Genomic DNA, 25,559 nt, shown 5'->3' with positions numbered 1-25,559 from the left:
ACTCCTCGTCAGGCCGCGGTCGCGCAGGCCTGGCCGAACAACAGTTGGTCGCGCATCGACGAGATGTCGGTGCGCCGCTGGATCAGGTCGAAATACCAGGGACCGTCGGCGACGTCGCCGACCAGCACGGCGCCCGTCAGGCGGTTGCCGGCGACCACCAGGCGTTTGTACACGCCGCCGCGGCGGTCGCGCAGCACCAGGTCTTCGCTGCCTTCTCCGCCGACGATGTCGCCGGCCGAGTACAGGTCCACGCCCGTCACCTTCAACTTGGTGGCCGTGGCCTGCTGCACGTAGCGGCGGTGTCCGGCGCCCGCCAGGTGGGCGGCGCACACGCGCGCCTGGTCCCAGATCGGCGCCACCAGGCCGAAGGTCGCGCGCCGGTGCTGCACGCATTCGCCCACCGCGTACACGCGCGGGTCGTAGGTCTGCAGCGTGTCGTCGACGACGATGGCACGCTCGCAATGCAGGCCCGCGGACCGGGCCAGGTCGATATTGGGACGCACGCCGGCCGCCATCACGACCAGGTCGGCCGGGATCTCCTCGTCGCCTTCGAACACTACCGACTGGGCGCGCCCCACGCCCGCGATCTCGACGGTCTGGCGGTTCAGCAGGATGCGCAGGCCGCGCCGCTCCAGGCTGGCGCGCAGCAGCTCGGCCGCGGGCGGATCGAGCTGCTGGTTCATCAGGCTGCCCGTGACGTGCACGACCGACACGTCCATGCCGCGGCGCAGCAGGCCGTTCGCCGCTTCCAGGCCGAGCAGGCCGCCGCCGATCACGACGGCCCTTCCGCCCGCGCGCGCCGCGGCCAGCATCGTGTCGACGTCCTGCAAATCGCGGAAACCGATCACGCCCGGCAGGTCGTGGCCCGGCACGGGCACGATGAAGGGCTTCGATCCCGTCGCGATCAGCAGGCGGTCGTAGCCCATGGCCAGGCCCGACGCCGCATGCACGGTGCGGCGCTTGCGGTCGATGCGCACGACCGGGTCGCCCGCGTGCAGCGTGACGCCCTTCTCGTCGTACCAGGCGCGCGTGTGCAGCATGATCTCGTCGACGGTTTTCTCGCCGGCCAGCACGGGCGACAGCAGGATGCGGTTGTAGTTGCCGTGCGGCTCGGCGCCGAACACGGTGATGCGGTACATGTCCGGCGCGAGCTTCAACAGTTCCTCGACCGTGCGCATGCCGGCCATGCCGTTGCCGATCACGACGAGCGACTGCGAGCGCGGCGCCGTCATGGCTAGGCTCCCACCCAGACGTGGCCGTCCTCGACGCGCACGGGGTAGCTGGCGACGGAGTTGTGCGGCGCCTCCAGGCACTCGCCCGTCTGCAGGTCGAAATGCTGCTTGTAGATCGGCGAGGCGACGACGATGCGCTCGCCCAGGCTGCCGACCAGGCCGCGCGACAGCACGGCGGCGTGCGCGTTCGGGTCGAAGTTATCGATGGCGAACAGGCGCGGCGCTGCGTCGCCCACGCGGAACACGGCCACCTGGCGCCCGTTCAGCAGGGCGCACACGCCCGTGTCGGGCACGATGCGCTCCAGCGGGCAGACGGGGCTCCACTCCCTGGTCAATGCGATGTCACGGTGCATGGCGTTCTCCTTGTGCTTCTCAAGCGACTGCGATGGGAATGGTGCGGCGGCGTTCCTCGATGGTGGCGGGACGGATCTGGCCCCGCTCCGGCACGAACACGACGTCGTCGTCCACGGCGTCGCTGTTCACGAAGGTCTGGAAGCGGCGCCGCACGGCCGGGTCCTCGACGGCGTTCTTCCATTCGTCCTCGTAGGTGTCGACGACGCGTTGCATGTCCGCTTCCAGTTCGGCGGCGATGCCCAGCCTGTCGTCGACGACGACCTGCTTCAGGTAATCCAGGCCGCCCTCGAGGTTCTCGCGCCAGGTGCTGGTGCGCTGCAGGCGGTCCGCGGTGCGCACGTAGAACATCAGGAAACGGTCGACCAGCTGCACGACCTGGGCTTCGTCCAGGTTCGAAGCCAGCAGTTCCGCATGGCGCGGCTTCATGCCGCCGTTGCCGCACACGTACAGGTTCCAGCCCTTGTCGGTGGCGATCAGGCCGACGTCCTTGCCCTGCGCCTCCGCGCATTCGCGCGTGCAGCCGGAGACGCCGAACTTGATCTTGTGCGGCGCGCGCAAGCCTTTATAGCGGTTCTCCAGCGCGATGGCGAAGCCGACCGAATCGCCCACGCCGTATCGGCACCAGGTCGAGCCGACGCAGGACTTCACCGTGCGCAGCGACTTGCCGTAGGCGTGGCCGGATTCGAAGCCGGCCGCGATCAGTTCTTCCCAGATGGCGGGCAGCTGGTCCACGCGCGCGCCGAACAGGTCGACGCGCTGGCCGCCCGTGACCTTGGTGTACAAGCCGTATTTCTTGGCGACCTGGCCGACGGCGATCAGGCCGTCCGGCGTCACTTCGCCGCCCGGCATGCGCGGCACGACGGAATACGTGCCGTCCTTCTGGATATTGCCGAGGAAGTAGTCGTTCGAATCCTGCAGGCTGGCGTGCTTCGGCTTGAGCACGAAGTCGTTCCAGGTCGAGGCCAGGATGTTGGCGGCGACGGGCTTGCAGATGTCGCAGCCCAGGCCCTTGCCATGCTTGTGCAGCAGCGTGCCGAAATCCTTGATCCCGCCCACGCGCACCAGGTGGTGCAGTTCCTGGCGCGAATACGGGAAGTGCTCGCACAGGTGGTTGCTGACGGCGAGGCCCGCTTTCTGCATTTCCGCCTTCATGATCTGGGTGACGAGCGGCACGCAGCCGCCGCAGGACGTGCCGGCGTTGGTGCAGGCCTTGATGGCGCCGATGTCGCAGGCGCCGGCGGCCACCGCGTCCGCGATCGCGCCCTTGGTGACGGCGTTGCAGGAGCAGACCTGGGCCGTGGCCGGCAGCGCGTCGACGCCGATGGCCGGGCGCGCGCCCCCTTCCGCCTGGGGCAGGATCAGGAATTCCGGCGCTTCCGGCAGCGCGATCCCGTTCAGCATCATCTGCAGCAGCGTGCCGTACTCCGCCGCGTCGCCGACCAGCACGGCGCCCAGCAGGCGCTTGCCGCAGTCGGACACGACGATTTTTTTATACACCTGCTTGCGCTCGTCCGTGTACTGGAAGCTGCGCGCGCCCGGCGCGGCGGCATGCGCGTCGCCGATCGAGGCCACGTCCACGCCCATCAGCTTCAGCTTCGTGCTCATGTCGGCCCCGGCGAAGGTTCCCTGCTGGCCGAGCAGCGCCTTGGCGACGGTGCGCGCCATGTCGTAGCCCGGGGCGACGAGGCCGAAGGTCTGGCCATTCCAGGCGGCGCATTCGCCGATGGCGTAGACGTTCGCATCCGAGGTCAGGCAGGCGTCGTCGATGGCGATGCCGCCGCGCGGGCCGATGGCCAGGCCGCAGGCGCGCGCCAGTTCGTCGCGCGGGCGGATGCCGGCCGAGAACACGATCATGTCCGTCTCGAGAACGCTGCCGTCGGCGAACTCCATGCGGTGCGTGGCGGCCTCGCCGTCGACGATGCGCAAGGTGTTCTTCTGCGTGTGCACGGTCACGCCCAGTTCCTCGATCTTGGTGCGCAGCATGCGGCCGCCCGGGTCGTCGACCTGCACGGCCATCAGGCGCGGCGCGAATTCGACCACGTGGGTGTCCAACTGCATGTCGCGCAGTGCTTTCGCACATTCCAGGCCCAGCAGGCCGCCGCCGACCACGACGCCGGACTTGCCGCGCGCGCCGCATTCCAGCATCGCTTCCAGGTCCTCGATGGTGCGGTACACGAAGCAATCCTCGCGTTCGCGGCCCGGCACGGGCGGCACGAACGGGGTCGAGCCGGTGGCGAAGACGAGCTTGTCGTACGCCAGCACGGCCCCGTCGGCCAGCGTCACGGTCCGGGCGGCGCGGTCGATCTCGACGGCCCTGGCATCGAGCTTCAGGTCGATGCGGCCGGCGTGCCGTTCGAAGAAGCCGGGCGCGACCAGCGAGAGTGCATCGGCCGTCGTGCCGGAAAAGAACGAGGACAGGTGCACGCGGTCGTAGGCCGGGCGCGGCTCCTCGCACAGGACGGTGACGTCGACACCGTCCGCCGCCTGCGGATCGGCGAACAGCGTCTCGAGGAATTTGTGGCCCACCATGCCGTGGCCGATGACGATCAGTTTCATGCTCGGACTCCTTGTACCTTGATGCTTACGCCGCCGCCGGGGCCGCGCCTTCGATGGTTGCGAGCTTGAAGCGCACGCCGATGGCGCAGATGGCCGACAGCAGCACGAGGCCGCCCAGGATCAGGAAGGTCTGGCGCACGTCGCCCGTGCCCTTCATGAGGAAGCCCGCCAGCACGGCGCCGACGTTGCCGCCCGCGCCGACGATGCCGGCCACGCCGCCCAGCGCCTTGCGGTTCACGAACGGCACCAGCGCATAGGTGGCGCCGCAGGCCATGTGGGTGCACAGGCCGAAGGCGAGCATGGCGGCGATGGCCAGCGCGGCGCTGGTCGTGTTCGAGAACCACAAGAGGCCCAGGCCCTCGCCCAGCATCAGCACGAACAGCAGCGTGACGCGCGAGTTCAGGTCGCCGCGGTTGGCCGCGCGGTCGGACAGCCAGCCGCCCAGCGCGCGGGCGAACAGTGCCAGGAGGCCGAAGCTGCCGGCCGCCATGCCGGCCGCCTTCAGCGACAGGCCGAAGTGATCGACGTAATAGGTGGCGGCGATGTTGTGGACGAACAGCTCGATGCCGAAGCAGGCGCCGTAGGTGACGAACAGCAGCCAGGCGCGGTAGTTGCGGCAGGCTTCCAGGAAGCTGGCCATGCCGCCCTTGTTGTTCGCTTCGAACGGGATGCCCTGGGCGCGCAGTTCGTCGAAGTTGCCTTCCGGGCAGTCCTGGGTCAGCTTCCAGTAGGCGACGGCCGTGACCAGCATCGCCAGGCCCGGCACCAGCAGCGCGACGCGCCAGCCCAGCGTCTCGCTCACGCCGAGCATGACGACGGCGCCCATCAGCAGCGGCATCAGCGCCTGCGCGGCGCCGCCGCCGCTGTTGCCCCAGCCGGCCGATGCCGCGTTGGCGGTGCCGACGACCTTGGGTCCGAACATCACGGACGTGTGGTACTGGGTGATCACGAAGCTGGCGCCCACCGCGCCGATCCCCAGGCGGAACAGCAGGAAGCTTTCGTAGCTCTGCGCGGCCGCCACGCCCAGCACGGGGATGGCGCCCAGCACCAGCAGGCCGGTATAGGTCTTGCGCGGGCCGAAGCGGTCGGACAGCGGGCCGACCAGCAGGCGCACCAGGATGGTGATGGCGACCGCGGCGATGTTGATGTCGGCGATCTGCGCCATCGACAGGTGGAACTCGCCCTTGATGACGGGCATCAGCGGCGCGCAGGCGAACCAGGCGAAGAAGCACACGAAGAAGGCCACCCAGCTCATGTGGAAGGCGCGCATCTGCGGCGAATTGAAGGAGAAGAGCTTGATGCTGTTTGCTTTGCCCGACATGGTTGGTTCCCCTGAAAAAAGAAAAGGCGTCCGCTGCCTGCCGGGGCGTGCATGCGGGTGCATGCGCGCTCGGGTGCAGCGGACGCCGTTGTCCTGTGCCGGCCCTCCGTTGGGCCGGCGCTGTATTTCGTTCGGGATCGCCGTTGATCCTTGCCGGGAGTGTTTGCAAGACCCGTGCCAGAAGCGCTTGCCCCTGGCCGGCGCCGGCGCGCTCAGGGCCTGCGCTTCATTGCGGTGCACCATGCGCGAAATGGGGGCATGTTCCGCCAGGGTGGCGCACCAATCACGCGCCGGCCAGCGCCGGACGGTGGATCGGGAAGGAAGAGATATACGCGGCGGGGTCGGCGCCGGTCCAGGCCTTGCCGTCCATGAGCATCGAGGTGCGCATCAGGCCGGACGGCGCCGGCACGCCGGCCACCAGCGCCGCCTCGCGGTACAGGCCGACCCGGTTGACCCTGGCGGCAATGGCCGCGTAGTCGACCTCCTCGCGCAGCAGGCCCCAGCGCCGGTGCTGGGTCATGAACCACATGCCGTCGGACAGGTAGGGGAAATTGGCGGCGCCGCCGGCGTGGAACTGCAGCGGATCGGCGTCGAGCCAGCGCCTGCCCAGGCCGTTGTCGTACTCGCCGCGCAGCCTGGCCGCGATCGCCTGGCGGTCGGCGTTCACGTAGGCGGGACTGGACAGCACCTCGGCCACCGTCGCGCGGTGCTCCGCGGACTCGTCGATCCAGCGCCCCGCTTCCAGCACGGCCGCGACCAGCGAGCGGCAGGCGTGCGGATTGGCGTCGACGAAGGCGGCGGTGGCGCCCAGCGCCTTGCCCGGGTGGCCGGGCCAGATGTCCTGGCTGGCGGCGGCCGTGAAGCCGCTGCCGTCCAGCACTGCGCGCGCCCCCCAGGGCTCGCCGGCGCAGAAGCCGTCCATATGGCCGGCCGCCAGGTTGCCCGCCATCTGGCTGGGCGGCACCGTCGCCACCTGCACGTCGCGCAGCGGATCGATGCCGCCGGCGGCCAGCCAGTAATACAGGAACATCGCGTGGTCGCCGGTCGGGAAGGTATGGGCGAAGGTAAGGCGGCGCTGGTGCTTTCTCTGCAGCGCGGCCAGCGACGCCAGGTCCGTCACGCCCTGCGCCGCCAGCGTGCGCGACAGCGTGATCGCCTGGCCGTTGCGCGACAAGGTCATCAGCGCCGCCATGCGCGTGGCCGGCGTGCCGATGCCCGTCTCGATGCCGTACAGGAGGCCCGTCAGCAGGTGGCCCGCGTCGATCTCGCCGCCCAGCAGGCGGTCGCGCATGCCCGACCACGAATGCTGGCGGTGCAGCTCGATGCGGATGCCATGTTTTTCGTCCAGCCCCAGCACGGACGCCATCACGACCGACGCGCAGTCGGTCAGCGGCATGAAGCCGACCCGGATCACGCCTTTTTCGGGGCGGTCGGAGCCGGCGATGAATGCACCTGCCATAGATAGATTGCCTTTCAGCCTAATAGATCCTCGACGTCGAGGATGCGCTGCGCCACCTCGGCCAGTTTCAGTTTCTTGTTCATCGCCATGCCGCGCAGCTTCTGGTATGCCTGCTCCTCGCTCAAGCCGCTCTTGGCCATCAACAGGCCCTTGGCGCGTTCGATCAGCTTGCGGTCGGCCAGCTGGCGGCGCGTGTCGGACAACTCGTCCAGCAGCCGCTGCTCGCGCCGGAACCGCGCCAGCGCCACGTCCAGCACCGGCTTCACGCGTTCGGCCTGCAGCCCCGCCACGATATAGGCCGACACGCCGGCATCGATCGCCGCGTCCATGCTGGACGTGGTCTGGTCGTCGGTGAACAGCACGATGGGGCGCGGCTCGTCGCGGGTGGCGATGACGATGTGCTCGAGCACGTCGCGCGCATCGGATTCGCTGTCGATGATGATCATGTCGGGCTGGATCTGGGCGATCCGCTCCGGCAGGAAGATGTCGGCCGGCAGCGAGGCGACGATGTCGTAGCCGGATTCCAGCAGTCCGATGCGCAGCGCCGTGTTGCGCCGTGCCTGGGCTTCCAGGGCGGCTTCGCCGGCGCCGTCGGCGGGTACCGTGTTCACGACGACGATGCGCAGGGTGCGTGGAAGCTTCGGGGGCGAGTTCATGCCTGGGGGATATGCAAGTTTCGGACCATCGCAGGTGATGTTTCCTCAAAGATATTCGGCAGCCATATAACCGAAGTAAAGACGACAGATAGTTTCCATGCAGAAAACATTCACAAAACTGATGCGACACATCACAAACTAAAAGTTTTTTTATGACGCAAACGGTCCTATACTGCATCGCAACACGAGAGATTTTTTACCGGAGATGAGCATGAACACCGCAACGATCACCTCGGCGCAGAACAAGGGACTGCGCCACCAGTTCGCCGAAGTCGCCGCCAAGCTGCGCGGCTTTGCCATCGAGATGTACACCGCCCACGGCGGCTGGTTCGTCGTCGACGCTGCCCAGCCGGCCAGCGGCGCCCTCGCCGCCGAAATGAACCGCGTCCACACCAAATAATAGGGAGTCCGCCATGACCGCCATCGAATACGTCACCGTCGCCATCTCGGCACTCGCCATCGTCACCCGTATCGTGATGTTCGTGCGCAACCCGTCGGTCAGCGGACCGACCGAGCAGTGGGCCGCCGACTACCGTAATTAAGGAAACCCGGCTGATTTGTCAGCCGCTCCGCCATCTCCCACGCCCGGCATTGGCCGGGCGTTGTTTTTTGTGCATTGCAATAACACTGCCGCCACGCGCTGTTATTACGCGTGCGCGCCACGCCGCCGCGTTTCCTCCGAATTCCGATCCCAGCCGCATGACTTGCTGAGCTAGAATGCTTTTTTGCAATCTCTCAAGCACGCCTCCGACTGATGATCCGACTCCCTGCCCTGACCGTACTCGCCGCCTTCGCTGCGTTCACTGCGGCGCCCGCCTTCGCTTCGACGCCCATTACCCTCGACCAGGCGATGGCCCATCCCGACTGGATCGGCACGCCCGTGGAAGCGGCGTGGTGGAACTGGGACGGCAAGCAGGTGATTTACAAGCAGAAGCGTACCGGCTCGCCCGTGCGCGACATCTTCCGCGTCGATGCCGGCAAGGCCGGCGCCAGCCAGGTCAAGGATGCCGAATTGGCCAAGCTGGACAGCCCGGACGTGCTGTTCAACCGCGAACGCACCCGCGCCATCGTCGTGCGCAACGGTGACCTGTTCGAGCGCGACCTGAAGACGGGCGCCCTGGTCCAGGTCACGCGCGGCAGCGGCGCCACCATCGCCACGCCGCAGTACAGCGCCGACGGCCGCGCGATCCAGTTCCGCGCGGGCGACGACTGGTACCAGTGGGACCGCCAGGACCGCGTGCTGGCGCCGCTGGCCGTGATCCGCGCCGCCAAGGATCCGGCCGCGCAGGACCCGGATGCGCTGCGCGACCTGCAGCTGCGCCTGATCGCCACCCTCAAGCGCCAGAAGGACGAGCGCGATGCCACCCGCGCGCGCGCCGAGGAAGAGCGCCGCGCCGACCCGAGCCGGGCGCCGGCTCCCATCTACCTGGGCGACAAGATCGCCATCGTGAGCAGTGCCCTGTCGCCGGACGGCCGCTGGCTGCTGGTGGTGACGGGTCCGAAGGATGCGCCGAAGGGCCGCGTCGGCAAGATGCCGCGCTACGTCACCGAGAGCGGCTACGAGGAATTCTCGGACGAACGCACCCGCGTCGGCCGCAATCCGCCGCAGGGCCACGGCCTGAAACTGGTCAACCTGGCCACGCGCGAGGTGAAGGACCTGGCGTTCGACGCCCTGCCCGGCATCGCCGTCGATCCGCTGGCCGCCATGCGCGTCGCGCAGAAGCTCGACCCGCTCAAGGGCAATCGCCCGGCCATGATCGGCTTCCGCGGCGAGGCCATCACCTGGAGCCAGGATGGCACCAACGTGGCCGTGATGCTGCGCTCGGTCGACAACAAGGACCGCTGGATCGCCACCGTCGACCTGCCGCGCGCGGCCCTGAAGCCCGTGCACCGCCTGAGCGATGAAGCCTGGGTCAACTACGACAACAACGAATTCGGCTGGCTGCCCGACGACAAGACCCTGTGGTACCTGTCCGAGGAAAGCGGCTACTCGCACCTGTACGTGCGCGACGCCGGCGGCAAGACCCGCGCCCTGACCGGCGGCAAGTGGGAAGCGTCCGACGTGGCCTGGTCGGCCGACGGCCAGACGGCCTGGCTGCTGTGCAACCGCAAGACGCCGGGCGCCTACGAAGTCTGCGCCGTCTCCGCCAAGGATGGGGCCACGCGCGAAGTCAGCAGCCTGGATGGCGGCGTCGAGGACTTCCGCCTGTCGCCGGACCAGAAGAAGCTCCTCGTGCACTTCTCCGGCCCCTACCTGCCGCCGCAGATCGCCACGCTGCCGTCGCACGGCGGCGCGGCCGTCAAGCTGACCGACACCCGCACGGCGGACTTCAAGGCGCGCGACTGGATCCAGCCGCAATTGGTCCCGGTGCCCTCGACCCACGGCGCCGACCCGGTGTGGGCCAAGCTGTACCGCCCCGAGCAGCTGGAGCCGGGCAAGCAGTATCCGGTCGTGATGTTCGTGCACGGCGCCGGCTACCTGCAGAACGTGTCGCGCCGCTACACGCCCTACTTCCGCGAGCAGATGTTCCACAACCTGCTGGTGCAGAAGGGCTACGTGGTGCTGGACATGGACTACCGCGCCTCGAAAGGCTATGGGGCGAAGTGGCGCACGGCGATCTACCGCCAGATGGGCCACCCGGAACTGGACGACTACCTGGACGGCGTGAACTGGATGGTGGCGAACCAGCAGGGCGACCGCGCCAAGGTCGGCATCTACGGCGGCAGCTACGGCGGCTTCATGACGCTGATCGGCATGCTGCGCGCGCCGGGCGTGTTCCAGGCCGGCGCCGCGCTGCGCCCGGTGACCGACTGGACCACCTACAACCACGAGTACACGGCCAACATCCTGAATACGCCGGAGCTGGATCCGGAAGCCTACAAGGTCTCGTCGCCGATCGAGTATGCGCAGAACCTGCAGGGCCACCTGCTGATCGCGCACGGCATGGTCGACGACAACGTGTTCTTCCAGGACTCGGTGCGCATGGCCCAGCGCCTGATCGAACTGAAGAAGGACAACTGGGAGCTGGCCCCGTATCCGATGGAGCGCCACTCCTTCGTGCAGCCGGAGAGCTGGTACGACGAGTACCGCCGCATCTACCAGCTGTTCGAACGCACGCTCAAGTAAACAGACATGCCGGGCCGCTCACGCGGCCAGGAAGTCGAGCAGCGTCAGCGCCACCACCTTGGTGGCCTTGCGCAGGTCGTCCAGGGCCAGGCGCTCGTCGGCCTTCTTGGCGTTCGACTCCGGCACCGTGCGCGGGCCTGCGCCGTACAGCACGGCCGGGATGCCGCGCTCGCCGTACAGGCGCGCATCCGCGTACAGCGGCGTGCCTTTCGCCTGCGGTGCCTCGCCCAGTATCGCGGCTCCATGGCGCTGCAGGCTGGCCACCAGCTGCTCCGACCCCGGCAGCGGGCGCAGCGCCTGCGACAGCAGCAAACGGCGGATCTCGAGCCGGATGCCCGGCAGGCCGCGCACTGCATCCTCGACGAGCGCGCGCACCTGCGCCTCCACGGCCACCGGGTCCTCCTCGGGAATCATGCGCCGGTCCATCTTCATCACGACCTTTCCCGGCACCACGTTGGTATTGGTGCCGCCGTCGATGCGGCCCACGAGCATGGTCGGCGAATCGATGCCGGGGACCTGCGAGCGGATCTTCTTCAGTTCGGGCAGCTGGCCGTAGATCGCATTCAGGATCTTCGTCGCGGCCTGCAGCGCGTCGACGGCCGTCTCCGGCATGGCGCCGTGGCCGGCCTTGCCGTGCACGGTGATCTCCAGCTGCAGGCAGGCGTTATGGGCCGTCACGATGTCGTAGGCGAAGCCGGCGGCGATCACGAAGTCCGGCTTGGTCAGCCCCTGCTCCAGCAGCCAGCCGGGGCCGAGCAGGCCGCCGAATTCCTCGTCGTAGGTGAAGTGCAGCTCGAGCGCTCCCTTCAGCGGCACGCCCAGCGCCTCCAGCGCGCGCGCGGCAAAGATGTAGGTGGCGAAGTCGCTTTTCGACACCGCCGCGGCGCGGCCGTAGATGTAGCCATCCTCCACCACGCCGCCGTAGGGCGGCTTGCTCCAGCCCTCGCCCGGCGGCACCACGTCGCCATGGGCGTTCAGCGCCACGGTCGGCCCGCCGTCGCCGTACGGGCGGCGCACGATCAGGTTGGTGATGCTTTCCATGCCGTAGTCGTGCACCTGCCGCGCCGGTACCGCGTGCCGCTCGGCCGTCCAGCCCCAGGCCTCGACCATGCGCGCTACGCCTTCCGCGTGCGGCGCGTTGTTGCCCGGCGGGGTATCGGTCGGGACGCGGATCACGTCCTGCAGGAAGGCGACCTCTTCGTCGAAGTGGGCGTCGATCCAGGCCAGCAGCCGTTCCTTGTTCTGTTCCATGATGGGTTCAATTCGTCTTGGCGCCGGACTCGAACCAGGCCGCGACCTGGGCGCGCTCGGCATCCGTCATATTGGTAAGGTTCGCCAGCGGCATCGCCTTCAGCTGCACCGCCTGCTGGTAGATGCGCGCGGCGTTCTGGCCGATGCCGTGCACGTCGTCCAGCGCCACCCCGGCCGGCGCCGTGGCGAAGCCGGGCTGGGTCGGATGCGCCGCGTGGCAGGACACGCAGCGCTGGTCGATGATGGTCTTGACGGCGGCGAACTGCGCGGCCGACGACGGCGCGGACGCCGCCGCACGGTTGCCGGTCATGCCTGGCGGCGCCGGCAGCAGCGCCACCATCGTCGCCAGCAGGATCGCCACGCCGATGGCCGGGTACTTCCATGCGATGCGGCCCTTGTGGCGCAGGTTGAAGAAGTGGCGGATGAACACGCCGGCCAGCATGATCGCGGCCAGCACCAGCCAGGCATGGTCGTGGCGGTAGGTCATCGCGAAGTGGTTGCTGATCATGATGAACAGCACCGGCAGCGTGAAGTAGTTGTTGTGGACGCTGCGCTGCTTGCCGCGGATGCCGTAGATGGGATCGGGCTTCCTGCCGGCGACCATCTCGTTCACCATCTTGCGCTGGCCCGGGATGATCACCATCGCCACGTTCGCGACCATGATGGTGCCGATCATCGCGCCCACGTGGATGTAGGCGGCGCGCCCGCTCAGGAAATGCGTCAGCACCCAGGCGGCGCCGACGAGGAGCAGGTACACGACGGCGCCGAACGCCAGGTCGTGCTTGCCCAGCCTGGAGCGGCACAGCAGGTCGTAGACGATCCAGCCGACGACGAGGCTGGCGAGGCCCAGCCCGACAGCCTGCCAGGACGAGAGGTCGGCCACGCCGCGGTCGACCATCATGGCCTGGGCATTGAAGTAATAGACGATGGTGAGCAGCGCAAAGCCGGACAGCCAGGTCGAATACGCTTCCCACTTGAACCAGTGCAGTTCCTTCGGCAGCTGGGCGGGGGCCACCATGTACTTCTGCGGGTTGTAGAAGCCGCCGCCGTGCACGGCCCACAATTCCCCGGACACGCCCTTCTGCGCCAGGTCGGAACCGGGGGCCGGCGGGCGCAGCGAGTTGTCGAGCCAGACGAAATAGAAGGAAGCGCCGATCCAGGCGATGCCCGTGATGACGTGCAGCCAGCGCACCAGCAGGTTCATCCACTCCAGGCCGTACGGTACGTAATATCCGAGCAACTCCATGGGCATCCTTTAGACGTCGATGAATCGAAGATACGCTGGTTTTATTTTATACAACATGAAATATGCCGTATATTCGACATACTCACACAGATATACGTGTCCGCGCGCGCCATGTCCAGCCTTCCCCAGCACCTCGACCTGCACCTGATCCGCATCCTGTACCTGCTGCTGGTCGAAAAGAACGTCTCGCGGGTGGCGCTCAAGCTGAACCAGCCGCAGCCCTCGATCTCGGCCTCGCTGCGCAAGCTGCGCGAGCTGACGGGCGACCCGCTGCTGGTGCGCGGGGCGCGCGGCATGGTGCCGACCCAGCACGGCGAAAGCCTGCTGAAACCGGCCAAGCGCATCCTGGACGAGACCGAGAGCCTGTTCATCCGCAAGTCGCCGTTCGTGCCCGAGCAGGCCGCGCGCACCTTCCACATCGCGGCGCCGGACTACCTGGACACCCAGTTCCTGCCGAACGTCGTCGCCAGCATCCGGCGCGGCTCGCCCAACAGCCGGGTCGCGCTGCACCACCTGGGACCGGGCACCGACTACCTGCGCATGCTGTCCGACGGCGACATGGACCTCGTCATCGCCAACTGGGACGAGCCGCCCGCCCACCTGCACATCTCGAAACTGTTCGAGGACCCGATCACCTGCGTGATGCGGGCCGACAGCGCCTATGCCAGGCGCACGGCCAGCGACGCGATGACGCTGGACGACTACCTGACGCTGCCGCACGTGGCGCCGGCCGCCATGCTGCCCGGCTACCACGGCGTGATCGACGCCTTCCTGGAACGCCAGGGCCTGCAGCGCAAGGTGGCCGTCGAGTCGCCCTACTTCGGCCTGATCCCCTACATGCTGACGCAGACCGACCTGGTGCTGACGACGGGCCGCCAGTTCATCCGCTTCTACGAGAACACGCTGCCCCTGAAGACCTTCACGGTGCCGCTGAAATTCCCGCCGATGCGCTTCTACCAGCTGTGGCACCAGCGCGTGCACCAGTCGGCCGAGCACAAATGGCTGCGCGACCAGGTGACGGCGGCGGCCCGCGCCCTGGTCAAACGCTGACGCGCGTATAGCCGTCATCATGGCCGGCGTATGAACGGGACGGCGGCGGGACGTATCATCGGCTGCTTCGATCGGAGAACTTTGCATGACGACACTTGCGGACCTCAATCGCCTGGACCTGCCGGGCTTCGTGCAGGCGCTGCACGGCATCTACGAGCATTCGCCCTGGATACCCGAGCGCGCCGCCGCGCGCCGTCCCTTCGCCAGCCTCGCCGCGCTGAAGCTGGCGCTGCAGGACGCGGTGGCACAGGCCAGCCAGGACGAGCAATTGTCCCTGCTGCGCGCCCACCCGGAACTGGCAGGCAAGGCGGCGATCGCGGGAGAACTGACGGCCGAATCGACGGGCGAGCAGGCCGCTTCCGGCCTGGACCGCTGCAGCCCGGAGGAATACGCGGCCCTGCATGAACTGAACGCCGCCTACCGCGACAAGTTCGGCTTCCCGTTCATCCTCGCCGTCAAGGGCCCGACCGGAAAGGGCCTGCCGCGCCAGGCCGTCATCGCCGCCTTCCGCCGCCGGCTGGCGCACCAGCCGCAGGTGGAGATGGCCGAATGCCTGCGCCAGGTGCACCGCATCGCCGAGATCCGCCTGAACGCCCTGCTCGGCATCGACCTGCCGTTCGGCCCCGCGATCATGGATTGGGCCGAGCAGCTCGGCGCCATCAGCGACGACGAACACGCGCTGACTTGCGCCTACATGACGGAGGCCCACCAGCGCACCGCCCGGCAACTGGCCGCGTGGATGCGGGACGCCGGCATGGACGTGCACGTCGACGCCGTCGGCAACGTGGTCGGGCGCTATGCCGCGGCGGCCCCGGAAGCGAAGACCCTGCTCACCGGCTCGCACTACGACACGGTGAGAAACGGCGGCAAGTACGACGGCCGCCTGGGCATCCTGCTGCCGCTGGCCATCGTGCGCCACCTGCACGCGCGCGGCGAGCGCCTGCCCTTCCACCTGGAGGTCGTCGGTTTCGCCGAGGAGGAAGGCGTGCGCTTCAAGAGCACCTTCCTGGGCAGCAGCGCGCTGGCCGGGCGCTTCGACCTGGCGCAGCTGGACCAGGTCGATGCCCACGGCATCACGATGCGCGCGGCGCTGCAGGCGGCCGGCCATGATCCGCAGGCCATTCCGGCCATCGCCTGCGACCCGGCCTCGCTGCTGGGCTACGTCGAGGTCCACATCGAACAGGGACCGGTGCTGCTGGAGCGCGGCTTGCCGCTGGGCGTCGTCACGGCCATCGCCGGCAGCTCGCGCTACCTGGTCGAGCTGCAGGGCGTGGCCAGCCATGCGGGCACGACGCCGATGGGCATGCGCCGCGACGCCGCCGCGGCCGCCGCCGAGATCGTGCTGCTGGTGGAGCGCCGCTGCGGCGGACGCGGCGCGCTGGTCGGCACCGTCGGCCAGCTGGCCGTGCCGGACGGCTCCGTGAACGTGGTCCCGGGCCGCTGCCGCCTGTCGCTCGACATCCGCGCCGCCGAAGACGACGAGCGCCTGGCCGCCGTGCGGGACGTCATGGACGGCATCGCCGCCATCTGCGCGCGGCGCGGCATCGGCTACGGAGTCGAGACGCTGGTGCAGGCGGCCGCCGTGCCGTGCGCGCCCCGGCTGATGGACCGGCTGGGCGCCGCCGTCGAGCGGGCCGGCCTGCCGCGCTTCGACCTGCCGTCCGGCGCCGGCCACGACGCCATGGCGCTGGCGGGGCTGACCGACGTCGCCATGCTGTTCACGCGCTGCGGCAACGGCGGCATCAGCCACAATCCGCTCGAGACCATGACGGCCGACGATGCCGACATCGCCGCCGCCGTGCTGCTCGACTTTTTCCGTTCCTGCTCCTGAAAGGCGGCGGCATGACCCTCGCCTGGACCGATTCGCCCGAGCACGTCGACTGGCAGGAACTGGCCGAGCTGTACCGCGTCGCGCCGCTGGCCCGCAAGGCGCCGGACGATTTGCGCCGCGCCTTCGCCAACAGCATGTTCAAGCGCTTCGTGTTCGACGGCGGCAAACTGGTGGCGGCCGGGCGCGTGCTGGCCGACGGCGTCGACGTCGCCTACCTGTGCGACGTCGCGCTGCTGCCCCACTACCAGGGCCGGGGTCTGGGGCGCGCCCTCGTCGCCGACTTGCTGGCGCTGGCGCAGGGCCACAAGAAGATCTTCCTGTACGCCGTGCCGGGCAAGGAAGGCTTCTATGCGCACCTGGGCTTCCGGCGCATGACGACGGCCATGGCCATCTTCGAGGACCCGGCCGCCGCCCACGCCCGCGGCTACCTGCAGGACGCCTGACGGCGCCTCACCTGGTCGCCGCGATCCAGCGCTCGACGCGCGCCTGCAGGATCGGCAGCGGCAGCGTGCCGTCGCCCAGCACCACGGCGTGGAAGCCCGCGTAGCTGAACTTCGGTCCCAGTTCCCGGCGGGCGCGCTCGCGCAGCTCGAGGATCTTCAGCGCCCCGACCTTGTAGGCGAGCGCCTGGCCCGGCCACACCATGTAGCGCTCGATCTGGTTGGCGGCCCGGGCCTCGTCGTAGCCCAGCACCTCGCGCGCGTACGCGATGGCCTTCTCGCGCGGCCAGCCCTGGGCATGCATGCCCGTGTCGACGACGAGGCGCACGGCGCGCAGCAGCTCGTCGTTCAAGTGGCCGTAGTAATACGCCGGATCGTCGTACAGGCCGAATTCCTTGCCGAGGGTCTCGCAGTACAGCGCCCAGCCTTCCCCGTAGGCGGCGGCGCTCGGGTGCTCGGTGAAGAACTTGCGGAAGTCCGGCAGCGGCAATTCCTTCAGCAGCGCCGCGTGCAGGTGGTGGCCCGGCACGCCCTCGTGCAGCAGCAGCGTGGCCATGCCGGTCGTGTCGTACTCCCTGGGGTCGTTGACGACGGCCCAGAAGGTGCCCGGGTGCGAGCCGTCGGCAGCCACCGGCGTGTAGTGGTCGGACGCCGTCGCGCGCGTCAGCGCCGGCTCGGGCTGGATGTCCAGCTTGGCCTGCGGCAGCAGCGTGAAGTAGGCGGGCAGCTTGCCCTCGACGGTCGCGTAGAGCTGGCGGTAGCGCGCCAGCACCTCGGCCTCGCTCTTGAAGGGCTTGAAGCGCCGCTGGGCGGCGACCCAGTGCGGGAACTGGTCCAGCGGGCCGTCGTAGCCCAGCTGCGGCGCCAGCTTGGCCATCTCGGCGCGGATGCGCGCGACTTCCTTGAGGCCCAGCGCGTGGATCTCGTCGGGCGCCAGGTCGAGGTTCGTATTGTTGCGGATGCGCGCCCGGTACCAGGCGGCACCGTCGGGCAGCGCGCCGTAGCCCGCGCTCGCGCGGCCGGCGGCCAGGTAGTCCTTTTCCAGGAAGGCGTTCAGCCGTGCCAGCGCGGCGTCGATGGCGACGGCCGCCTGGCGGTAGCCGGCCGTGAGTTCCCGCCGGTCCTGCTCCGGGAAGCCCGCCGGCATGTTCTTCACGGGCGTGTAGTACACGCTCGCCTCGGGCGTGCCGCTCCTCAGCTGGCGGAACTGGGGCAGCATGCGCTCGGTGATGATCTTCGGCTGCACGATGCCCAGGCGGATGCCTTCCTTCATGTTGGCGACGGCCTGGTCGATCCAGGCCGGCAGCTGCTCCAGGCGGCGCAGGTAGGCGCGGTACTGGGCGGGCGTGCCCAGCGGCTGGGAGCCGGTGCCGCCCGCATAGTTGGCCAGGTTGCTGGGCACGTTGTCGAACTGGTTCAGCGGCAGCAGGTGTTCCGGGAAGCGTTCCAGGTCGAGCTGGCTGCGGATCTCCGATTCCAGGATGTCGCGGTTCAGCTGCGCCGCCGGCGACAGGCGCGCGCGGTCGAGGGCCCGGAGCTGGTCCAGCAAGGCGTGGTTCTGCGCCAGGTAGCGCGCCCGCACCTGCGGGGCGATCGCCATGCCGAGCTGGTCGTCGTAGCGGCCGTCGCCATTCGCCGTCGCGTACAGCAGCGGGTCGAAGCGCGCGCGGGCATCGTAGAAGCGGGCGGCAAGGTCGTTCACCTGGCGTTCGGCGGCCGGGACGGCGGCATCGGCGGTGGCATGGGCAGGCAGCATGGGAACGGCGAGGAGCGGCGCACAGGACAGTGCGGCAAGCAGCGTGGCGGCATGGGCGGGCGCGAAAAACGGCGGACGGGGCATGGGCATCCTTTCGATGAATGCGGAAAAGGATACAACAGTCGCGTTTGAACTTCCCGTTATCGGCCCGCGGATTGCGGCCGCCCGTCATGCCGCCGGCGCCGCATGGCTGCGCGGCCCCACCGCCTCGGCGATGCGCGCGACCAGCAGGCCCGCGTCGACCGGCTTGGCCATGTAGTCGGTGAAGCCCGCCTGCAGCGCGCGGTCGCGGTCGCCCTGGCGCGTGAAGGCGGTCAGGGCGATGGCCGGGATGCCGCTGGACGCGCTCTCGCGGCGGCGGATGCTGCGCACCAGCTCGAAGCCGTCGATGTCGGGCATGCCGATGTCGCTGACGATCACGTCGGGCCGCTCGCGCTCGAGCAGGTCCAGGGCGTGGCCGGCACTCGATGCCGTCATCGTCGACGCGCCGCTGGCCTTCAGGATCCGTTCCAGCACGTCGAGCGTATCGAGCGCGTCGTCGACCACCAGCACCTTCACGCCGGACAGGTCCGGCAGGCCCCCTTCCGGCCCGGCGGGCGGCGGCGCCTGCGTCGGCGCGGCGGTCGCCGGCCGCAGCGCGGGCGCCGGCGCGCGCAGCAGCGGCAGGCGCACGGTGAACGTGGCGCCTGCGTGCGCGCCCAGGCTGTCGGCCTCGATGGTGCCGCCGTGCAGCTCGACCAGCTGGCGCGCGATCGACAGTCCGAGCCCGAGCCCGCCGTGGCGGCGCGTGATCGATGCATCCTGCTGGCGGAAGCGGTCGAACACGTGCGGCAGGAATTCGGGGTCGATGCCGATGCCCGAATCGATCACGCGCAGCACGACGGCATCCCGCTCGCGCGCCAGCAGCACCTCCACGCTGCCGCCGGCCGGGGTGAACTTGACGGCGTTCGACATCAGGTTCCACATCACCTGCTGCAGGCGCGCCGGATCGGCCAGCACGATGCCGCCTTCGCCGCCGATATTGCGCCCGATCGACGTGCGCAGGACGATCTGCTTGGCCACCGCGGCCGGGTGCACGGTGGCGAGCGCCGCCTCGACGACGCGCGCCGGGTCGACCGGCTGCACCTCCAGGCGCAGGTTGCCCGACACGATGCGGCTCATGTCGAGCAGATCGTCGATCAGCTGGCCCTGGGCGCGCGCATTGCGCTCGATGGTGTCCAGGCCGCGCTTGACGGTGGCCGCGTCCTTGCCGCCGCGCTGCAGCATGGCGGCCCAGCCCGTGATGGCGTTGAGCGGCGTGCGCAGCTCGTGCGACAGCGTGGCCAGGAATTCGTCCTTCATGGCGCTCAGGTGCTCGGCCTCGTCGCGCGCGGCGCGCTCGCGCAGCAGCAGGTCCTGGCGCTCCTCGGCCATGGCCTGGAACATGGCCAGCATGCGCCCGTTGGCCTGCAGGCGCGCGTCGAACACGGACATGGCGAGCGCCAGCGCCAGCACGCACAAGGTCGCGATGATGACCAGGGTCGCCACGCCCGCGTGGTCGACGCCGCCGTCCGCGGCGCGGCACACGCTGCCTTCCGGGAAGCCGGCCGCCGCCATGCCCGTGTAGTGCATGCCGGCGATGGCGGCGCCCATGACGATGGCCGCGCCGAGCCGCGCCATCCATACGCGCGGGCCATTGCGGCGCAGCTTGAAGGCGATCCACAGCGCCAGCGCCGAGGCGCCGATGGCGATCAGCACGGACAGCGCGAACAGCAGCGGGTCGTAGACGATGCCCGGCGCCATGCGCAGCGCGGCCATGCCCGTGTAGTGCATCGCATTGATGCCGATCCCCATCAGCACGGCGCTGACGGCGAGGCGCGCGGGGCCCAGGTCGGCACGGCCGGCCTGCCACAGCGCCAGGCCGGAGGCGGCGATCGGCAGCAGCAGGGAAACGACGGTGATGGGAATGTCGAAGCCGGTCGGGATCGGCAAGCGGAACGCCAGCATGCCGATGAAGTGCATGGCCCAGATGCCCGACCCCATGGCCATGGCGCCGCCCACCGTCCAGGCCAGCACGGCGCGGCCCTGTGCCTGGGCCACCCGCCCGGCCAGCCCCAGCGCCGCGTACGAGGCCGCCATCGCGACCAGGATGGAGGCCAGCACCAGCGGCGTTTCGTAATACCCGATCAGCATATCGACTCGGTCAAGGAAATGCGTTGTACCGATGCTACCACCGGCCGGCAGCGGCCGCCGAATCGGACCGGCGCGCCGTTCAACGCATCGCTGCGCGTCCCTGCATCAGCACGCCGTAGACGAGCGCCGCGACCGCCACGCCGACGAACCAGGCGTAGGTGTACAAGGCCTTGAAGCCCGCGCCCACGTCCGGAAAGGCATGCGGGAAGGCCGCGTTCAGGAAGCCGGGGATATTCGGCGCCACCCCGGCGGCGAAGGCGGCGATGGCGGCCCCGTTCCAGCCGCGCAGCCGCCCGTCCGCGTAGCCGTAGGCACCATCGTCGCGGTACAGTTGCTCGACGTCCAGGCGCGTCCTGCGGACGACGTAGTAATCGACCATCAAGATCCCGGCGATCGGGCCAAGCAGGGCCGAGTAGCCGATCAGCCAGGTGAAGACATAGCCCTGGGTCGATTCGAGTATTTTCCAGGGCATCATCGCCAGCGCGATGGCGGCGGTCAGGTAGCCTCCCGCGCGGTAGGAGATGCGGCGCGGCGCCAGCGCGGAGAAATCGTAGGCCGGGCCGACCAGGTTGGCGGCCAGGTTGACGCTGACGGTATCGACCAGCAGCACGATGAGCGCGACCAGCACGGCGCCGCCCGTCATGCGGCTGGCCAGGTCGACCGGGTCCCACAGCGCCTTGCCGTACAGGACCACGGTGGCCGAGGTGACGATCACCGCGAGCGCCGCCAACAATCCCATCGGCACCGGCAGGCCCACCGATTGCCCGACCACCTGGTCGCGCTGGCTGCGCGCGAAGCGGGTAAAGTCGGGAATGTTCAGCGCCAGCGTGGCCCAGAAGCCGACCATGGCCGTCAGCGACGGCCAGAACGTGGTCCAGAACTGCCCTTCCTTCGCGCCGCCGGGCACGAAGGCGGACGGCTTGCCGAGCAGCGGGCCGAAGCCGCCCGCCTTGTCGTACACCCAGGCCAGCAGCACGAAGCAGATGGCGATCTTCAGCGGCGCGGTCCAGGTCTCGAGCTTCCGGATCGATTCCATGCCGTGCACGATGAACCAGAACTGGATCGCCCAGAACGCGAGGAAGCAGCCCAGCTGCGCCCCGTTGATGCCCAGGCCCGCGATGCGCTCGCCGCCGATCTCGTGGCCCGCCAGCACGCCCAGCAGCGTATGGATCATGCTGCCGCCGAACCAGGTCTGGATGCCGTACCAGCCGCAGGCGACGATGGCGCGCATCAGCGCCGGCAGCCTGGCCCCGCGCGTGCCGAAGGCGGCGCGCGCCAGCACGGCGTACGGGATGCCGTACCTGGTGCCGGCGTGGCCGATCAGCAGCATCGGCAGCAGCACGATGGCGTTCGCGAGGAATACCGTCAGCACCGCCTGCCAGGCCGACATGCCGGCTTCGACGAGGCTCGCCGACAGCGTGTAGGCGGGAATGCACATGACCATTCCCACCCACAGGGCGGCGAAGTGATACCAGCGCCAGGTGCGCTGGGCGGCGCCGGTGGGCGCCAGGTCGTCGTTCCAGAGGTCGTTGTCGGCTGCGGGGCTGCTCATCGGATTCGTCGTGTGGCGCCGGCCGGACCGGCGTTCATGTCGTGTGCGGGAACGCGAATTCTACCCCGCGGCCGGCCGTATTCGGCCAGCGCTGCATGACCGCCTTGTGGCGCGTGTAGAAGCGCACGCCCTCCGGCCCGTACGCATGATGGTCGCCGAACAGGCTGCGCTTCCAGCCGCCGAAGCTGTTGAACGCCATCGGCACCGGCAGCGGCACGTTCACGCCGACCATCCCCGCCTCGACCTGGCGCACGAATTCGCGCGCCGTGCCGCCGTCGCGGGTGAACAGGGCCACGCCATTGCCGTACTCGTTGCCGTTGACGAGTTCGAGGGCGCTGCCGATGTCCGGCAGGCGCACGACGCACAGCACGGGGCCGAAGATTTCTTCGCGGTAGATCGACATGTCCGGCCGCACGTGGTCGAACAGCGTGCCGCCGACGAAGAAGCCGTTCTCGCGGCCCGGGACGCGGCAGCCGCGTCCATCCACGACGAGGGTGGCGCCCTGTTCCACGCCCTCGCCGATCAGCCTCTCGATGCGCTGCTTCGCCGCCTGCGTGACGACGGGGCCCATCTCGGCCCCGGCCGTCATGCCGTCGCCGATCTTCAGGGCCGCCGTACGCTCGGCCAGCCTGGCCACCAGCGCATCGCCGGCGTCGCCAATCGCCACCGCGACCGAGATCGCCATGCAGCGCTCGCCCGCCGAACCGTAGGCGGCGCCGACCAGGGCGTCCACGGCCATGTCCATGTCGGCATCCGGCATCGCGACCAGGTGGTTCTTCGCGCCGCCCAGGGCCTGCACGCGCTTGCCGGCGGCCGTGCCGCGCGTGTAGACGTACTCCGCGACCGGCGTCGAACCGACGAAGCTGAGCGCCTCCACGTCCGGATGGTCGAGCAGCGCATCGACGGCGTCCCGGTCGCCCTGCACGACGTTGAACACGCCGTCCGGCAGGCCCGCCTGCTGCAACAGATGGGCGTGCAGCAGCGCGGGAGAGGGATCACGCTCCGACGGCTTCAGCACGAAGGTATTGCCGCAGGCGATTGCGACAGGAAACATCCACATCGGCACCATCACGGGGAAATTGAACGGTGTGATGCCGGCCACCACGCCCAGCGGCTGGCGCATCGACCAGGCATCGATGCCGCGCGCGACCTGGTCCGTAAACTCGCCCTTGAGCAGTTGCGGGATGCCGACGGCAAACTCGACGACTTCGATGCCGCGCGCCACTTCGCCCTCGGCGTCCGCGAAGGTCTTGCCGTGCTCGCGCACCACCAGCGCCGCGAAATCGTCCGTGTGCCGGCGGCACAGCTGCAGGTAGTTGAACAACACGCGCGCCCGCGCCAGCGGCGGCGTGGCGGCCCAGGCGGGAAAAGCGGCGGCCGCCTCCGCCACGGCGGCGTCCACGTCCGCGCGCGACGCCAGCGCCACGCGCGCGCAGGGTTCGCCCAGCGCGGGGTTGAACACGTCGGCCTGGCGTCCGCCCGTGCCGGCATGCGCCTTGCCGCCGATGTAGTGTCCGATCGTCTCCATGTTTGTCCTTTTGTTGTCAGTCCAGCCGTTTCAGCACGTCGGCGAGCTTGCCGAACAGTTCGTCGATATGCTTCTTCTCGAGCACCAATGGCGGCGACAGCGCGATGATGTCGCCCGTGACTCGGATGAGCACGCCGTCGGCGAACGCCTGCTTGAAGGCGGCGAAGGCACGCGCGCCCGGCTTGCCCGGAATCGGCGCCAGCTCGATGCCGGCCACCAGGCCGATGCTGCGGATGTCGATCACGTGCGGCAGGCCGCGCAGCGCATGCACGGCATCTTCCCAGTAAGGCTGCAGCGCGCGTGCGTGCTCGACGATGCCCTGTTCCTGGAACACGTCCAGCGTGGCCAGCGACGCGGCGCAGGCGAGCGGATGGCCGGAATAGGTATAGCCGTGGGCCAGCTCGATGCCGGGCGGCGCCTCCATGAACGCGTCGTGGATGAAGGCCTTCGAGAACACGGCGCCCATCGGCACTGTGCCGTTGGTGATGCCCTTGGCCGTCGTCATCAGGTCCGGCTCGACGTCGAAATAGTCGGCCGCGAACGGCGTCCCCAGGCGCCCGAAGCCCGTGATGACCTCGTCGAAGATCAGCAGGATGCCGTGCTTCGTGCAGAGTTCGCGCAGGCGCTTGAGGTAGCCCTTGGGCGGCACCAGCACGCCGGTCGAGCCGGACACGGGCTCGATGATGACGGCGGCGATGTTGGACGCGTCGTGCAGGGCCACCAGGCGTTCCAGCTCGTCCGCCAGCTCGACGCCGAAGTCCGGCTCGCCGCGGACGAAGGCATTCCTGAGCGGGTCGTGGGTGTGCGGCAGGTGGTCGATGCCTGGCAGCAGGGGACCGAAGGCCTTGCGGTTGGGGCCGATGCCGCCGACCGACAGGCCGCCGAAGCCCACGCCGTGGTAGCCGCGCTCGCGGCCGATCAGCCGGGTCCGGCTGCCCTCGCCGCGGGCCCGGTGGTAGGCCAGCGCGATCTTCAGCGCCGTGTCCACGGCCTCGGAACCGGAATTGGTATAGAACACGTGGCCGAACTTGTGGCCCGTGTAGTCCATCAGGCGCTCGGCCAGGTCGAAGGCGGCCGGGTGGCCCATCTGGAAGGTGGGCGCGAAGTCCAGCTGGCCCACCATCTCGCTGACGGCCGCGACGATCTTCGGCTGCGCGTGGCCGCAGGGCACGCACCACAGGCCGGCCGTGCCGTCCAGGATCGCATTGCCGTCGACGTCCTTGTAGTACATGCCCTGCGCCGACACCAGCAGGCGCGGATGCGCCTTGAAGTCGCGGTTGTTCGTGAACGGCATCCAGAATGAGGACATCGATGCCGGCTTCGCTTCGTTCATGTGCACCTCCGGGCGAGTGATTTACCTGTCAGCAAAATCGTGATGCGATAATGGCTGACAGGATAACAGCAGCGGCGCGCGCCGCGTGCCCCGAGCGACGAGAACGAGGATGCCATGCCCCACCTGACCCCGACCGAACTGCGCACGCCGCGCCTGACGCTGCGCTGGATGGACGAGCGCGACACGCAAGCCCACTACGCCGTGTTTTCCGATCCGCTGGTCACGCGCTACTGGAGCAGCGAGCCGTGGACGGATATCGACCAGGCCGTGCGCGCCATCGCCCGCATCCGCGCCGCCTATGCCGACGGCAGCGAAGCGCGCTTCGGCATCGAACTGCTGGAGACGGGCGAATTGATCGGCAACTGCGCGCTGCACCACTTCTTCGAGGCGAGCCGGCGCTGCGAACTGGGCTACGCGATCGGCAGCCGCCACTGGGGCCGCGGCTACGTCAGCGAAGCATTGGCCGCCCTGCTCGACTACGGCTTCGACGTGCTGGGCCTGAACCGCGTCGAAGCGGACATCGACCCGCGCAACGGCGCATCGGCGCGGGTGCTGGAAAAGCTGGGCTTCCGCAAGGAAGGCTATATGCCGGAACGCTGGATCGTGCACGGCGAGCCGGCCGATACGGTCAACTACGGCCTGCTGCGCCGCTACCGGGACGCGGCCTGAGGCGCGCGTCCCCGCCGTCACCCTGC

Annotated in this window: 20 protein-coding genes; 7 read left to right on the top strand and 13 right to left on the bottom strand. The window is 69.1% G+C overall.

From position 1 onward, the window contains the following. Positions 1-8: 8 nt before the first annotated feature. From QPK32_RS10075 to QPK32_RS10050, 6 genes are all read right to left on the bottom strand, one after another. Complete coding sequence (locus QPK32_RS10075) at positions 9-1,232, bottom strand: NAD(P)/FAD-dependent oxidoreductase (protein WP_290412673.1); 1,224 nt, start codon at positions 1,230-1,232, stop codon at positions 9-11. A 2-nt stretch (positions 1,233-1,234) separates the two neighbouring features. Continuing rightward, complete coding sequence (nirD, locus tag QPK32_RS10070; protein WP_290412672.1) at positions 1,235-1,585, bottom strand: nitrite reductase small subunit NirD; 351 nt, start codon at positions 1,583-1,585, stop codon at positions 1,235-1,237. Between the two features lie 19 nt (positions 1,586-1,604). Further along, positions 1,605-4,142, bottom strand: coding sequence for a nitrite reductase large subunit NirB (gene nirB / locus QPK32_RS10065; RefSeq protein WP_290412671.1), 2,538 nt, complete (start codon positions 4,140-4,142; stop codon positions 1,605-1,607). Between the two features lie 25 nt (positions 4,143-4,167). Then, positions 4,168-5,463, bottom strand: coding sequence for an MFS transporter (locus QPK32_RS10060; protein ID WP_290412670.1), 1,296 nt, complete (start codon positions 5,461-5,463; stop codon positions 4,168-4,170). Positions 5,464-5,746: 283 nt separating this feature from the next. Beyond that, positions 5,747-6,922, bottom strand: a complete 1,176-nt coding sequence (locus tag QPK32_RS10055; RefSeq protein ID WP_290412669.1) for a CmpA/NrtA family ABC transporter substrate-binding protein — start codon at positions 6,920-6,922, stop codon at positions 5,747-5,749. Positions 6,923-6,936: 14 nt separating this feature from the next. Next, positions 6,937-7,578 carry an ANTAR domain-containing response regulator gene (locus QPK32_RS10050; protein WP_290412668.1) on the bottom strand — a complete coding sequence of 214 codons (642 nt, stop codon included), beginning with the start codon at positions 7,576-7,578 and terminating at the stop codon, positions 6,937-6,939. Between the two features lie 211 nt (positions 7,579-7,789). Between QPK32_RS10050 and QPK32_RS10045 the strand changes: the two genes are divergently transcribed. From QPK32_RS10045 to QPK32_RS10035, 3 genes are all read left to right on the top strand, one after another. Further along, positions 7,790-7,978 (top strand): hypothetical protein, encoded by a 189-nt coding sequence (locus QPK32_RS10045; RefSeq protein ID WP_290412667.1) that lies wholly within the window; start codon positions 7,790-7,792, stop codon positions 7,976-7,978. Positions 7,979-7,991: 13 nt separating this feature from the next. Beyond that, positions 7,992-8,120, top strand: a complete 129-nt coding sequence (locus tag QPK32_RS10040; RefSeq protein ID WP_290412666.1) for a hypothetical protein — start codon at positions 7,992-7,994, stop codon at positions 8,118-8,120. 212 nt (positions 8,121-8,332) lie between these two features. Beyond that, positions 8,333-10,705 carry a S9 family peptidase gene (locus QPK32_RS10035; RefSeq protein ID WP_290412665.1) on the top strand — a complete coding sequence of 791 codons (2,373 nt, stop codon included), beginning with the start codon at positions 8,333-8,335 and terminating at the stop codon, positions 10,703-10,705. Positions 10,706-10,723: 18 nt separating this feature from the next. Here QPK32_RS10035 and QPK32_RS10030 read toward each other — a convergent pair whose 3' ends face one another. Both QPK32_RS10030 and QPK32_RS10025 read right to left on the bottom strand, forming a co-directional pair. Then, positions 10,724-11,956: a M20/M25/M40 family metallo-hydrolase gene (locus QPK32_RS10030; protein ID WP_290412664.1), complete on the bottom strand. Its 1,233-nt coding sequence runs from the start codon at positions 11,954-11,956 to the stop codon at positions 10,724-10,726. A 7-nt stretch (positions 11,957-11,963) separates the two neighbouring features. Further along, entirely contained in the window at positions 11,964-13,202 is a 1,239-nt protein-coding gene (locus QPK32_RS10025) for a urate hydroxylase PuuD (protein ID WP_290412663.1), read from the bottom strand. A gap of 111 nt (positions 13,203-13,313) precedes the next feature. Here QPK32_RS10025 and QPK32_RS10020 point away from each other — a divergent pair, with 111 nt between their 5' ends. The 3 genes from QPK32_RS10020 to QPK32_RS10010 all read left to right on the top strand — a co-directional run bounded on the left by QPK32_RS10020 (position 13,314) and on the right by QPK32_RS10010 (position 16,526). Further along, a complete protein-coding gene (locus QPK32_RS10020; protein WP_290412662.1) occupies positions 13,314-14,252 on the top strand; it encodes a LysR family transcriptional regulator in 939 nt (312 codons plus the stop codon). A gap of 85 nt (positions 14,253-14,337) precedes the next feature. Further along, positions 14,338-16,083, top strand: a complete 1,746-nt coding sequence (locus QPK32_RS10015) for an allantoate amidohydrolase (RefSeq protein WP_290412661.1) — start codon at positions 14,338-14,340, stop codon at positions 16,081-16,083. 11 nt (positions 16,084-16,094) lie between these two features. Further along, complete coding sequence (locus tag QPK32_RS10010; protein WP_290412660.1) at positions 16,095-16,526, top strand: GNAT family N-acetyltransferase; 432 nt, start codon at positions 16,095-16,097, stop codon at positions 16,524-16,526. A gap of 7 nt (positions 16,527-16,533) precedes the next feature. On the opposite strand, the gene QPK32_RS10005 is transcribed toward QPK32_RS10010, so the two are convergent. The 5 genes from QPK32_RS10005 to QPK32_RS09985 all read right to left on the bottom strand — a co-directional run bounded on the left by QPK32_RS10005 (position 16,534) and on the right by QPK32_RS09985 (position 24,864). Continuing rightward, positions 16,534-18,363 (bottom strand): DUF885 family protein, encoded by a 1,830-nt coding sequence (locus QPK32_RS10005; RefSeq protein ID WP_290412659.1) that lies wholly within the window; start codon positions 18,361-18,363, stop codon positions 16,534-16,536. Positions 18,364-18,447: 84 nt separating this feature from the next. After that, positions 18,448-20,451 carry an MHYT domain-containing protein gene (locus QPK32_RS10000; protein ID WP_290412658.1) on the bottom strand — a complete coding sequence of 668 codons (2,004 nt, stop codon included), beginning with the start codon at positions 20,449-20,451 and terminating at the stop codon, positions 18,448-18,450. Between the two features lie 79 nt (positions 20,452-20,530). Continuing rightward, positions 20,531-22,003 (bottom strand): NCS1 family nucleobase:cation symporter-1, encoded by a 1,473-nt coding sequence (locus QPK32_RS09995; protein ID WP_290412657.1) that lies wholly within the window; start codon positions 22,001-22,003, stop codon positions 20,531-20,533. Between the two features lie 34 nt (positions 22,004-22,037). Further along, entirely contained in the window at positions 22,038-23,531 is a 1,494-nt protein-coding gene (locus QPK32_RS09990; RefSeq protein WP_290412656.1) for a CoA-acylating methylmalonate-semialdehyde dehydrogenase, read from the bottom strand. A gap of 16 nt (positions 23,532-23,547) precedes the next feature. Then, entirely contained in the window at positions 23,548-24,864 is a 1,317-nt protein-coding gene (locus QPK32_RS09985; RefSeq protein ID WP_290412655.1) for an aspartate aminotransferase family protein, read from the bottom strand. A 114-nt stretch (positions 24,865-24,978) separates the two neighbouring features. On the opposite strand from QPK32_RS09985, the gene QPK32_RS09980 reads away from it, so the two are divergent. Beyond that, the gene (locus tag QPK32_RS09980) at positions 24,979-25,533 is read left to right on the top strand and encodes a GNAT family N-acetyltransferase (RefSeq protein WP_290412654.1); all 555 of its coding nucleotides are present in this window, start codon (positions 24,979-24,981) and stop codon (positions 25,531-25,533) included. Positions 25,534-25,559 lie beyond the last annotated feature (26 nt).

This window comes from Massilia sp. YIM B02763 (genome assembly GCF_030412015.1).
In the GTDB taxonomy this organism is placed as follows: domain Bacteria; phylum Pseudomonadota; class Gammaproteobacteria; order Burkholderiales; family Burkholderiaceae_D; genus Telluria.
Note: the sequence above shows the minus strand (reverse complement) of the source record. Positions and strands in the feature narration are given on the sequence as shown.